Genomic DNA, 13,651 nt, shown 5'->3' with positions numbered 1-13,651 from the left:
CCTTCTCGATGTTCCGGATTTTGTGTCTCATGCCATTTCGGCAAGTTTCGCGGCGAGCGTCCCGCCGATTTCCGCGAGTGGTTCCCGTTCGGTCATCCGAAGATGAGTGGTGGCTATGTCGTGCCATTCGACGGCGCCGCTGATGTGCGGCTCCCACAGCTTCGGGGCCGGACCGTCGGCCACGCCGGCCCGGCTGGCGGAGAAGAACAACAGGTCACCGGCGACCACCCCGGGCCGGTACGCGGCCATGATGTCGGAGTGGTTGACGGCGGCCCGGACCAGGGCGTGGACCTCGCCGGGGGTGAAACCGGCGAGCACCGGGTCGCGACGGCGCAGGACCTCGACCACCGCCGCCGGGTCGTACCGGTCGAGGAACCCGTCCGGCAGCTCACCGGTCTCTCCGTCGTCGTCGCCGAGCAGCATCAGCATGGTCTCGCGCTCGGTGCGCGGCCGGGCCGCCTCCTCGACGGACACCGGGTAGGCGTCCATCATGGCCAGCAGCTCGACCTCTTCGCCGGTCTGTTGCAGCGCAGTGGCCATCGCGTGCGCGACGACCCCGCCGAAGGACCAGCCGAGCAGCCGGTACGGGCCGTGCGGTTGCACCCGACGAATCTCCGCCAGGTACTCCTCGGCCAACTCGGGTACTCCTGCGGCCCGGTAACCGGGCAGGCTCAGCGCCCGGGTCTGCAGGCCGTAGATCGGCTGATCCGGGCCGAGGTGCCGGGCGAGTCCGGCGTACGACCAGCTCATGCCGGCGCCGGGGTGGACACAGAACAGCGGGCGGCGTCCGCCGGACGGTTGCAGCGGCACCAGGACCTCGGAGGCCTCCCCGCGCCGCGTCCCGTCGAGCAGCCCGGCGACGGTCGGCCGGTCGAACAGGTCGCGGACCCGGATGTCGAGACCCAAGGTGTCGCGGATCCGGCTGACCAGCTTGGTGGCGAGCAGGGAGTGCCCGCCGAGTTCGAAGAAGTTGTCGTCGACGCTGACCGCTGCGACGTCGAGGGCTTCGGCGAACAGGCCGCACATCAGGTGTTCGTCGGGGGTTCGGGGGGCTCGCCCGCTGCGCTGTCCCTGCTGGGGGGCGGGTAGGGCACGGCGGTCGAGTTTGCCGTTGGCGGTGACGGGGAGTTGGTCGAGTACCACCACCGCGTTCGGCACCATGAAGTCGGGCAGGGTGCGGGCGGTGAGCTGACGTACGGCCGTCTCCCAGTCGCGGGGCGAGGCCGCCTGGGTGGGGACGATGTAGGCGACGAGTCGCTTGTCGCCCGGCCGGTCCTCGCGGACGATGACGGCGACCTGCCCGATGCCGGGGTTCTCGCCGATGGTGGCTTCGATCTCGGCCGGTTCGATGCGGAAGCCCCGGATCTTGACCTGGCCGTCGGCTCGACCGATGAAGCGGAGTCGTCCCTGGCTGGTCCAGGCGACGAGGTCGCCGGTGCGGTACATGCGAGCGCCGTCGGGGTCGTACGGGTCGGCGACGAAGCGCTCGGCGGTCAGCCCCGGCCGTCCGAGGTAGCCGCGGGCGACCTGGTCGCCGGCGAGATAGAGCTCGCCGGTGGCGCCGGGGGGTACGGGGTTGAGGTGTTCGTCGAGGACGTAGGTGCGGTTGTTGTCGAGGGGACGGCCCAGGTGGATGCCGGGGAATTCGCTGCGGTCGGTGTCGAAGCGCTGGTGGTGGGAGGCGAAGGTGACCTCGGTGGGGCCGTAGCTGTGGACGACGACCGTGTTGGGGCAGTGGTCGAGGACTCGTTGCATGGCGGCTGGTGAGGCGGTGTCGCCGCCGGTCCAGACCTCTTCGAGTCGGGCGAGGGTGTCGAGTCCTTCGTCGGCCATGATGTGGAACAGGCCCATGGTGAAGTAGGCGGCGGTGATCTGGTGCCGGGTGATGGTGTCGGCTAGTTCCGCCAGGTCGGCGCCTTCCCCGGGGGCGATGACGAGTTCCCCGCCGAGCAGCAGCGGCACCCACATCTCGTAGGTGGAGGAGTCGAAGCCGTAGTTGGAGTGCACCAGCATCCGCCGGTGGTGTGCGGCGTTCCAGCAGCGGTCGTTGACGAGTTCGCGGACGTTGTGGTGGGTGACACCCACGCCCTTGGGTCGACCGGTGGAGCCGGAGGTGAACATGACGTACATCAGGGAGCGATCGTCCAGGGGCAGGTCCGGGTCGTCGTCGCGGCCACCGGTAGGACCGTCGAAGGGCACGATCACGGTGCCGTGCTTCCGCTCCGCGTCCAGGGCCGGGTTGGTCTCGGCGTGCCGGTCGACCAGCAGCACCGGAGCCGCCGAGTCCGTCATGATCGTGCGTACCCGGGCCGGTGGGAGAGTGGTCCCGACCGGCACGTACGCCGCACCGCACTTGAGGACCGCCAGGCTGGCCACGATCAGGTCCGCGCCCCGGTGCATCAGGACGCCGACGGTGGACTGGGGTGTGACGCCGGCCGCGATCAGACGGTGGGCCAGCAGGTTGGCGCGTCGGTTCAGCTCGGCGTAGCTGATCCGCTGCTCGCCGAAGGTGACGGCGATGTGGTCGGGGGTGCGCCGGGCCTGCTCCTGGAAGGCTTCGTGGACGCAGCCTCGGGCGGGCGGGACGGTGGTGTCGTTGTAGGCGATGAGGAGTTGGTGGCGTTCCTCGGCGCTGAGGAGGTCCAGTTCGCCGACGCGCTGTTGCGGGTCGGCGACGGCCGAGTGCAGCAGTCGGGTGAGTCGTCCGGCGAGGAGTGCGGCGGTGTGCTCGTCGAACAGGTCGGTGGCGTACTCGAGGGCGCCGTCGAGTCCGGCGGGTGCGCCGGTGGCGTCGGTCAGCTCACCGACGGACAGGGTCAGGTCGAACTTGACGGTACCGATGGCCAACGGGACGTCGCTGCCGGCGAAGGGTGAACCTGTGGTGTCGGTCGGAGCAGTGTTGTTGACCATCAGCATGATCTGGAACAGGGGGTGGTGTGCGGTGGTGCGGGTGGGGTTGAGTTCTTCGACGAGGCGTTCGAAGGGGAGGTCCTGGTTGTCGTAGGCGGCGAGGTCGGTGTCGCGGACGCGGGTGAGGAGTTCGGTGAAGGTGGGGTTGCCGGTGAGGTTGGTGCGGAGGACGAGGGTGTTGACGAAGAAGCCGACGAGGTTGTCGAGGGCTTCGTCGGTGCGTCCGGCGACGACGGTGCCGATGGGGATGTCGGTGCCGGAGCCCATCCGGGACAGCAGGGCGGCGAACGCGGCCTGCAACACCATGAACACCGACGTACCGGTGGTGCGGGCCACCCGCAGCAGCGCCGCATGGCCGGCCGCGTCCAGGGTGAACCGGACGGCGTCGCCACGGTGGCTGGCACGGGCCGGCCTCGGCCGGTCGGCCGGGAGGTCCAGTACCTGCGGCGCGTCGGCGAGGGTGGTGCGCCAGTAGTCGAGTTGCCCGGCGAGCAGGCTGTCGGGGGCGTTCGCGTCGCCGAGGAGATCGCGTTGCCAGCGGGTGTAGTCGGTGTAGCTGACCGGCAGCGGAGTCCAGTCGGGTGCGTGGCCGGCGGCGCGGGCCTGGTAGGCGATGGTGAGGTCGCGCAGCAGGGGCGCCATGGAGGCGCCGTCGCCGGCGATGTGGTGGAGGACGACGACCAGCACCTGGGCAGCGCCGGCGGGTCGGAGGAGCCAGGTCTTCAGCATCGGATCGGTGCTGAGGTCGAAGACGTGTCCGACAGCGGCCTCGACGGCCGCGGGTAGCTGGTCGGGGGTGAGGTCCCCAACGGTCAGTCCTGGTCCGGGGTCATCGAGGATGACCTGGTGGGGTTCGCCGTCGATGGTGCGGAACACCGTACGCAAGGCGTCCTGGCGGTGCAGGACGTCGGTCAGGGCGGCGGCCAGGACGTCCGCGTCGAGGTCGTGGTCCAGTTGGAGGGCGACGGGGATGTTGTAGACAGCGCTGGGGCCGTTGAGTTCGTTGATGAACCAGAGCCGGTGCTGGGCGTACGACAGCGGCACCGGACCGGTCGACTCGGTTGCCACCAGCGCGGGCCGTACGGGCGTGCCGGCCAGCTCCCGGATGCGGTGCAGCAGTCCGGCCGGGGTCGGAGCTCCGAACACGTCCCGCACCCCGATCTCGGTGCGGAAGACCACCCGGATCCGGTTCACCAGTTTGGTGGCGAGCAGTGAGTGTCCGCCGAGGTCGAAGAAGCCGTCGTCGACGCCGACTGCGGGGACGCCCAGGGCCTCGGCGAACAGGTCGCACATGAGGTGTTCGTTGGGAGTGCGGGGGGCCCGTCCGGTGCTTTGGCCGTATTCCGGTGCGGGCAGGGCGCGACGGTCGAGTTTGCCGTTGGCGGCCAGCGGCAGCCGCTCCAGCATCACGAAGGCGGCCGGCACCAGATGGGCGGGGAGTGTCTCGGCGGCGGCGCGGCGCAGCTCGGCCTCGTCCAGCTCCGACCCCTCCGCAGCGGGCGTCAGGTACGCCACGAGCCGTTTGTCGCCGGGCCGGTCCTCACGGACGATGACGGCCACCCCGCCGACGCCGGGCTGTCGGGCGAGCACCGCCGCGATCTCACCGGGCTCGATTCGGAATCCTCGGATCTTGACCTGGTCGTCGGCCCGTCCGACGATCGCCACCGCGCCGTCACGGGTCCAGCGGGCCAGGTCGCCGGTGCGGTACATCCGGGCGCCGGCCGGATCGAACGGGTTGGCGACGAAGCGCTCGGCGGTCAGCGCGGTCTGGCGCAGGTACCCGTCGGCCAGCCCGGTACCGGCGACATAGATCTCGCCGGTGACCCCGACCGGGACCGGCCGCAGCTCATCGTCAAGGATGTAGCAGGCGCGGTTGACCAGTGGCGCACCGACCGGGACCGGCGCATGGTCCGGCGGTGCCTGGACCTGGTGGCAGTTGGTGAAGATCATGCTCTCCACCGGCCCGTAAGCGTGGATCAGGCGCTGTCGGGGCAGCAGGCGGCGGGCCCGGGCCAGGTGCTCCACCGAGGGCGCCTCACCACCGGTCATCACCTGCCCGACGGCGGCGAGCGTGTCGGGGTATTCGTCGAGCATGACGTTGAACAGCCCGGCCGACAGCCACAGGGTGGTGATCCCGTGGCGGGTGACCAGTTCGGCGATCCGGGCCGGCTCCGGCCGCTGGCCGGGGTGCAGCACGCAGCTGGCGCCGTGCAGCAGCGGGCCCCAGAAGTCCAGCGCGAACGCGTCCCAGGAGACCGGCGCGCTCTGCAACCACACCTGATCCGGTCCGAAGTCGACGAAGTCCTGCCCGGTGAGGGTTCCGACGATAGCCCGGTGGGACGCGAGCGCCCCCTTGGGCGTTCCGGTGGAGCCGGAGGTGAACATGATGCAGGCCGGGTCGCCGGGGTCGCCGGCAGGTAGGGCGGGCACATCCGCCGGTGGCGCACCGGGGACGGCGCCCGCCTCGTCGACCAGCACGGTGACTGCGGGACGCGCGGTGCCGAGCCGACCGGCCAGGTCGTTCGCGGTGACCAGCGCGGCTGGCGCGGCGTCGTCGGCCAGGGCGGTCAGCCGGGCATCCGGAAACTCCGGATCGAGTAGGGCGTACGCGGCACCGGCGCGCAGCGTGGCGAGGACGGCGACGGCCATCGGCAGGCCACGCTCCAGCAGCACACCGACGATGTCCCCGCGCCGTACGCCGACCGTCACGAGATGCCGGGCGAGCCGGTCGGCGGCGAGGTCGAGTTCGGCGTACGTCATCCGGGTGTCGCCGTCGATCAGCGCGATCCGGTCCGGGCCGGCGGCGACCTGGTGGGCGAACACCTCGGTGACCCGCAGGTCCGGTGCGGAAACCCCGGCGTCGTTGAAGGTGTTCAGCAGAGTGTGCCGCTGGTCGGCGGTGAGCAGGTCGTGCCGTCCGACGGTGGCGTCGGGTTCGGTGGCGAGTGCGCCGAGCAGCCGGGTGAAGGTGGCGCAGAGGTCGTGGACCGTCTCGGTGTCGAACAGGTCGGAGGCGTACTCGAGGAGGCCGTCCATCCCGTCGGGAGCGCCGGTGGGGTCCTGCCGTTCGGCGACGGAGAGGGTCAGGTCGAACTTGACCGTGCCCACCTCGAACCCGACCTCGGTGCCGGCGAACGGGGATCCCTCGGCATCGGCCCCGACGGCGTTGCGGACCATCAGCATCACCTGGAACAGCGGGTGATGTGCGGTGGTGCGGGCCGGGTTGAGCTCCTCGACGAGACGCTCGAAGGGAATGTCCTGGTGCTCGTATGCGGCCAGGTCGGTCTCCCGAACCCGGGCCAGCAGTTCGGTGAAGGTGGGGTCACCGGAGACATCGGTCCGCAGCACGAGGGTGTTGACGAAGAAGCCGACCAGGTCGTCGAGGGCCTCGTCGTCCCGACCCGCCACCACGGTGCCGATGGGGATGTCGGTGCCGGAGCCCATCCGGGACAGCAGTACCGCGAAGGCGGCCTGCATCACCATGAACATCGACGTGCCGGCGGCACGGGCCACCTGCCGCAGCGCGGCATGGGCGGCCGGGTCCACGGTGAACGGCACGCCGTCGCCCTGGTGACTGGCCCGCGCCGGGCGGGGCCGGTCGGCGGGCAACTCCAGCACCTGCGGTGCGTCGGCCAGGGTGTGCCGCCAGAAGTCGAGCTGCCGGGCCAGGAGGCTGTCCGGATCGTCGGCCGCGCCGAGCAGATCCCGCTGCCAGAGGGTGTAGTCGACGTACCGTACCGGCAGGGGAGCCCACTGCGGTTGCTGTCCCACGGTCCGCGCTGCGTAGGCCGTCGACAGGTCCCGCAGCAGCGGTGCCATCGACATACCGTCACCGGCGATGTGATGCAGGACCACCACCAACACCTGGGGCGCACCGGCCGGGCGCAGCAGCCAGACCCGTACGGGGATCTGCGTGGCCAGGTCGAAGACGTGCCCGGCCGCCGCCTCGACCGCCGCCGACACCTCGTCGGGGGTCAGGTCCCGCACGGTCACCTCGGGGCGTACCCCGTCGAGAACCACCTGGTGGGGCTCGCCGTCGGTGACCTGGTAGACGGTGCGCAGCACCTCCTGCCGTTCGACGACGTCGGCGAGGGCCGCCGCCAGGACCTCCGGATCGATTGCCTGCTCCAGGCGGATGGCGACCGGGATGTTGTAGATCGCACTCGGGCCGTCGAGTTCACCGAGGAACCAGAGACGGCGCTGCGCGTAGGACAACGGCACCGGGCCATCCGGTGCGAATGCCACCAGCGCAGGCCGCACGGGCGTACCCGCCAGCTCACGGATCCGGTCGAGAAGTCCCAGCGGGGTCGGCGTTCCGAAGACGTCCCGGACCCCGATCTCCGCCGCGAAGACCGCCCGGATCCGGTTCACCAGTTTGGTGGCGAGCAGTGAGTGCCCGCCGAGAGTGAAGAAGCCGTCGTCGATGCCGACCGTGGGAACTCCGAGGACCTCGGCGAACAGGTCGCACATGAGCTCTTCGTTCGGGGTGCGGGCGGCGCGTCCGACGCGCTGCTGCTGCTGGGGGGCGGGCAGGGCGCGGCGGTCGAGTTTGCCGTTGACGGTGACCGGTAGCTGATCGAGGACCACCACCGCCGAGGGGACCATGTAGTCGGGCAGGGTCCGCGCGGTTCGTTGCCGCACGGCCGCCTCCCAGTCGGCGTCGGGCCGGGCGGCTGCCCCGTGAGCGGGCGCGATGTACGCGACGAGCCGCTTGTCGCCGGGCCGGTCCTCGCGGACGATCACGGCGACCTGACCGATGGCCGGGTCCGCGGTGATGGTGGCCTCGATCTCGGCGAGTTCGATGCGGAAGCCGCGAAGTTTGACCTGCCCATCGGCGCGGCCGATGAAGCGCAGCTCACCCCGGCCGCTCCAGGCGACGAGGTCACCGGTGCGGTACATCCGGCCGCCGGTCGGGTCGAACGGGTCGGCGACGAAGCGTTCGGCGGTCAGTCCCGGCCGGCCGAGGTAGCCGCGGGCGACCTGCTCGCCGGCCAGGTACAGCTCACCGGTGCCGCCCAGGGGCACCGGGCGTAGCCGCTCGTCGAGCACGTACGTGCGGTTGTTGTCCAGCGGCCGGCCCAGGTGCACCCCGCCGAACTCGCCCCGGTCGGTGTCGAACCGCTGCTGGTGGGAGGCGAAGGTGACCTCGGTCGGGCCGTAGCTGTGCACCAGCACCGTGTCCGGGCAGTGTGCCAGCACCCGGGCGACGGCGGCGGGGGAGGCCACGTCACCTCCGGTCCAGACCTCCTTCAGCCGGGCCAGGGTGTCCAGCCCCTCGTCGGCCATGATGTGGAACAGACCCATGGTGAAGTAGGCGGCGGTGACGTCGTACCGGGTGATGGTGCGGGCGATCTCCGCCAGGTCGGCGCCTTCCCCGGGGGCGATGACGAGTTCCCCGCCGAGCAGCAGCGGCACCCACATCTCGTAGGTGGAGGAGTCGAAGCCGTAGTTGGAGTGCACCAGCATCCGTCGGTGGTGTGCGGCGTTCCAGCAGCGGTCGTTGACGAGTTCGCGGACGTTGTGGTGGGTGACGCCCACGCCCTTGGGTCGGCCGGTGGAGCCGGAGGTGAACATGACGTACATCAGGGAGCGGTCGTCCAGGGGCAGGTTCAGGTCGTCATCGCGACTGCCGGTCTGATCATCGGTCGGGTTGTCGAAGGGGACGATGACGGTGCCGTGGGCGTGTTCTTCGGCTAGTGCGGGGTTGGTGGTGGCGTGACTGTCGACCAGGAGTACGGGGGCGTTCGCGTCGGTCATGATGGTGCGGACGCGGGCCGGTGGCAGGGTGGTGCCGACCGGTACGTAGGCGGCTCCGCACTTGAGTACGGCGAGGCTGGCGATGATGAGGTCGGCGCCGCGGTGCATGAGGACGCCGACGGTGGATTGTGGTGTGACGCCGGCCGCGACGAGTCGGTGGGCCAGCCTGTTGGCGCGTCGGTTCACTTCGGCGTAGGTGAGTTGTTGTTCGCCGAAGGTGATGGCGGTGTGGTCGGGGGTGCGCCGGGCCTGCTCCTGGAAGGCTTCGTGGACGCAGCCCCGGGCGGGCGGGACGGTGGTGTCGTTGTAGGCGACGAGGATCTGGTCACGCTCCTCGTCGCTGAGCAGGTCGAACTCGCTGACGCGCTGGCGCGGGTCGGCCACGGCGGCGGTCAGTAGCCGGGCGAACCGGTCGGCCAGCATCGCGGCGGTGTGCTCGTCGAACAGGTCGGTGGCGTACTCGAGGGAGCCGTTCAGTCCGGCGGGGGCACCGCTGGTGTCCACCCCCTCGCGGATGGAGAGGGTCAGATCGAACTTGACGGTGCCGATGTCGAAGGGGATCTCCGTACCGGTGAAGGGCGATCCGTCGGGATCGGGCTGGGCGGTGTTGCCGACCATCAGCATGATCTGGAACAGGGGGTGGTGTGCGGTGGTGCGGGTGGGGTTGAGTTCTTCGACGAGGCGTTCGAAGGGGAGGTCCTGGTTGTCGTAGGCGGCGAGGTCGGTGTCGCGGACGCGGGTGAGGAGTTCGGTGAAGGTGGGGTTGCCGGTGAGGTTGGTGCGTAGGACGAGGGTGTTGACGAAGAAGCCGACGAGGTTGTCGAGGGCTTCGTCGGTGCGTCCGGCGACGACGGTGCCGATGGGGATGTCGGTGCCGGAGCCCATCCGGGACAGCAGGGCGGCGAACGCGGCCTGCATCACCATGAAGATGGTCGTGCCACTGTCATTGACGAGTCGCAGCACCGCCCGGTGCATGTCCGCGTCGAGCCGGAACGGCACCGCACCCCCGCGGTGGCTCGCCTGGGCCGGTCGGGGCCGGTCGGCGGGCAGGTCGATGACCTGGGGGGCCCCGGTCAACGTCTCCCGCCAGAAGGTCAACTGCCGGTTCAGCAGGCTGTCGGGGTCCTCGGCGTCGCCGAGGAGGTCGCGTTGCCAGAGGGTGTAGTCGGTGTAGCTGACCGGCAGTGGGGTCCAGTCGGGTGTGTGGCCTGCCAGGCGGGCCTGGTAGGCGGTGGTGATGTCACGCAGCAGGGGGGCCATGGAGGAGCCGTCCCCGGCGATGTGGTGCAGGACCACGACCAACACCTGGGCGGCGTCGGCGGGGCGCAGCAGCCAGGTCTTCAGCATCGGGTCGGCACTCAGGTCGAAGACATGTCCGACGGCGGCTTCGACAGCTGCGGGTACCTCGTCGGCGGTGAGGTCGAGGACGGTCAGCCCTGAAGCGGGGTTGTCGAGGACGACCTGGTAGGGCTCGCCGTCGACGGTGCGGAAGACGGTACGCAGCGCCTCCTGGCGGTGGATGACATCGGCCAGGGCGGCGGCCAGGACCTCCGCGTCGAGGTCGTTGTCGAGTTGTATCGCGACGGGGATGTTGTAGATGGCGCTCGGGCCGTTGAGCTCGTTGATGAACCACAGCCGGTGCTGCGCGTACGACAACGGCACCCGCTCGGTCAACGCCGCGGCCACCAGCGCGAGCCGGTCCCGAACGGTCAGCTCCCCGATCCGGTGACCCAGCGCGGCAGGGGAGGGGGCGAGGAAGATGTCGCGGATGCCGACCTCGACATCGAGTACCGACCGGATCCGGTTGACCAGCCGGATCGCGAGCATGGAGTGCCCACCGAGGGCGAAGAAGTCGTCGCCCGGGGCCACCGTGGGCAGGCTCAACACCTCGGCGAACAGGTCACACAGGACAGCGGTACGGGGAGAGCCGTCGTGCCCGCCGACGAATGCGGGGACCGCGACCGGGCGGGTACGGGCGGCGCGGCGCCGCTCGTCCAGGCCCGCCTGCTCGGCGTCGGTGAGCACGTCGAGGGCGCTGACCGGCGTGCTCGGGTCGGTGGCGGCGGCCCGCAGCAGCCGCAGGTACGTCTCCAGCATCAGGGCCGCGGTGTCGGCGTCGAACAGGTCCACGTCGTACTGGAGCCAGATCTCGACCTCGGCGTCGTCGGCGGTGGCGATGCAGGAGAAGCTGAGGTCGAACTTGGCGGTGTCGAGGCCGGCCGGGGCGATCCGGCCGTCGAGGTCGAAGATCCGCAGCTGGTCCGGGGTGGACGTGTTGACGGTCAGCATCACCTGGAAGAACGGATGGTGCGCCAGCGACCGGACCGGGTTGAGTCGCTCCACCAGCAGGTCGAACGGGACCTCGGCGTGCGCGTACGCGGCGAGATTGTTGTCGCGTACCCGGACGACCAGGTCGGCGAAGCTGGGGTCGTCGGAGAGGTCGGTGCGCAGCACGGCGGTGTTGACGAAGAAGCCGATGAGGTCGTGCAGCGCCTCGTCGCCGCGTCCGGCGACGGGGGTACCGACCGGCACGTCAGGGCCGACGCCGAGCCGGGTGAGGGTGGCCGCGAGCGCGGCGTGGAGGAGCATGAACGCGCTGGCCTGGTGGGTGTCGCCGAGGTTGCGCAGGCGCTGGTGGGTGTCGGCGTCGAGGACCGCGCACAGCGAGGCGCCCCGGTGGCCGAATTCGACCGGGCGGGGCCGGTCCAGTGGCAGGTCGAGCACGGCCGGCAGATCGGCGAGGGTTTCGCGCCACCAGGACAGGTGGCGGGCCATCAGGCTCTCCGGCTGGTCGGCGTCGCCGAGCAGTTCCCGCTGCCAGAGGGCGTAGTCGGCGTACTGGACGGGCAGCGGCTCGAAGTCTGGTTCCGTTCCGGCCAGGCGGGCCCGGTAGGCGATCTCCAGGTCGCGCAGCATCGGGGCCAGTGACCAGCCGTCGGTGGCGATGTGGTGCACCAGCACCACCAGCACCGAGCGCTGCGGCGTGTCGACGAGCAGCAGGGACCGCAGTGGCGGCTGCGTCGCGATGTCGAAGGTACCGTCGATGAACTCGGCCACCCGGGTGTCGACGTCGTCGCCATGGCAGTCCTGCACGACCAGCAGCCGGGAGCCGGGGTCGTCGAGGATCCGCTGGACGGGCGTGCCGTCGACCGAGGGGTACACGGTGCGCAGCACCTCGTGCCGGGTCGCCAGGTCGGTCAGCGCAGCTGCCAGCGCCTGCTGGTCCGGCACCCCGTCCAGTTCGATCACCAGCGGCATGTTGTACGTCGCCGTCGGGCCCTCCATGGCGTGGAGGAACCACAGCCGGTGCTGGGAGTAGGACAGCGGGATGAGTTCCTCGCCCGGCTCGGGCCGGTACTCGGCCGACCCCGAGCCGGCGTACGGCTCGGCGGCGGTGGGGCCACCCGGCCCGGACGCCGGGGTGGCCCGCAGCGTGCCCCGGTCGATCTTGCCGGTGCTGCTGCGGGGCAGGGCACCCACGAGCCGGACCACGCCGGGCACCGCCGCGGCGGGCAGCCGCTGCGCGAGATAGCCGCGGACCTCGTCTGCGCTGACCGTGCCGGCCACGTACGCCACCAGGCGCTTCATGCCGTTGCCGAGGTCCTGGGCGACGACGGCGCATTCGCGTACCCCGTCGAGGCCGAGCAGGACCGACTCGACGGCCGCCGGATCGATCCGGTGCCCGTTGATCTTGACTTCGTCGTCCAGCCGGCCCAGGTAGTCCAGTTGACCGTCCTCCCGGACCCGGACCCGGTCACCCGTGCGGTAGGCGGGCTGCCCGCCGAGGGTGGTGAACCGGTCAGCGGTCAATTCCGGACGACCCAGATAACCGTCAGCGAGCGCGCCGCCGAGCAGCCACAGCTCACCGTCGACGACGGCCGCCCGCACCCCGGGCAGGGGCAGCCCGATCGGTACCTCGTCGGCGTCGTCGTGCCCGGACAGGTCGGCCACCGTCGCCACCACGGTCGCCTCGGTCGGCCCGTACGTGTTGAGCAGCCGTACCCGGTCGCCGACGGCCTGCCGCCAGCGGGCCACCCGCTCGGGTAGCGCCGCCTCACCACCGATGATCACGGTCTGGATGGCCGGCGGCAGCTCGGCGACCCCGGTGGCGAGCGCGTACGCCAGCTCGTGCCAGTACGCCGTCGGCAGGTCCAGAACGGTGATTCCGTGGCGGACACAACCGGCCAGCAGCGCCGGTACGTCGAGCATGTCGTCGTCGCGCAGCACGAGTGTGCCGCCGGCGGTGAGGGTCAGGAAGATCTCCTCGACGCTGGCGTCGAAGTGCAGGGGGGCGAACTGGAGCATCCGGTCGTCGGCGGTGACACCGTACCGGCAGGTCGCTGCGGCGACGAAGTGTGCCAGGGCGGCCTGTCCGACGAGGACGCCGTTGGGCGTTCCGGTGGAACCGGAGGTGTAGATGACGTAGGCCGTACCGACTGGCACGCCTGCCCCGCTGAGCACCACCTCGCCCTGCGCGATCACCTGGGCCAGGGCCGGCGGCGCCCCCGCGCAGGCGTCGGCGAGGATCGCCTCGTTGCGGGCGGCCGGCGCGGCCGGATCCAGCGGCAGGTACGCGGCCCCGGTACGCAACACGGCCAGGACCGAGACGATCGCCTCCACACTGCGGGCCCGGCAGACGGTCACCAGTCGGCCAGGTCCGGCACCCTCGGCGTGCAACAGTTCGGCGCGCAGTGCGACGGCCGCGTCCAACTCCGCGTAGCTGAGGCGGGTCGCCCCGGCGACCAGGGCCGGGCGGTCCGGGTCGGCGGCGACCCGCTGGGCGAACGCCTGCGACACGCCGACGACCGGCCCGGTGAGCGGCCCGCCGTTGAGGACCGTGCTCGCCCGGCGGTCGTCGCGGCCCGGCCCGGCCTGGACAACCGGTTCCGCGTAGTCGATCGATGGCATTGCACTTCCTCCTGCGGTATGCGGACGGGGTGAGCCCCGGACGGTCGCGTGTCTAACTCCAAAGTGGACGGAACTG

Annotated in this window: 1 protein-coding gene; it reads right to left on the bottom strand. The window is 70.9% G+C overall.

All coding sequences use genetic code 11. From position 1 onward, the window contains the following. Window positions 1–27: 27 nt before the first annotated feature. Window positions 28–13,575, bottom strand: coding sequence for a non-ribosomal peptide synthetase (locus ACGFIK_RS18900; RefSeq protein ID WP_327025678.1), 13,548 nt, complete (start codon window positions 13,573–13,575; stop codon window positions 28–30). Window positions 13,576–13,651: the final 76 nt, after the last annotated feature.

Origin of the sequence: Micromonospora sp. NPDC048871, assembly GCF_043198155.1 — a bacterium.
Lineage (GTDB): Bacteria > Actinomycetota > Actinomycetes > Mycobacteriales > Micromonosporaceae > Micromonospora.
Note: the sequence above shows the minus strand (reverse complement) of the source record. Positions and strands in the feature narration are given on the sequence as shown.

Coding starts and splice junctions, on each gene's coding strand:
- ACGFIK_RS18900 (WP_327025678.1), bottom strand. CDS start 13,575: ATGCCATCGATCGACTACGCGGAACCGGTTGTCCAGGCCGGGCCGGGC.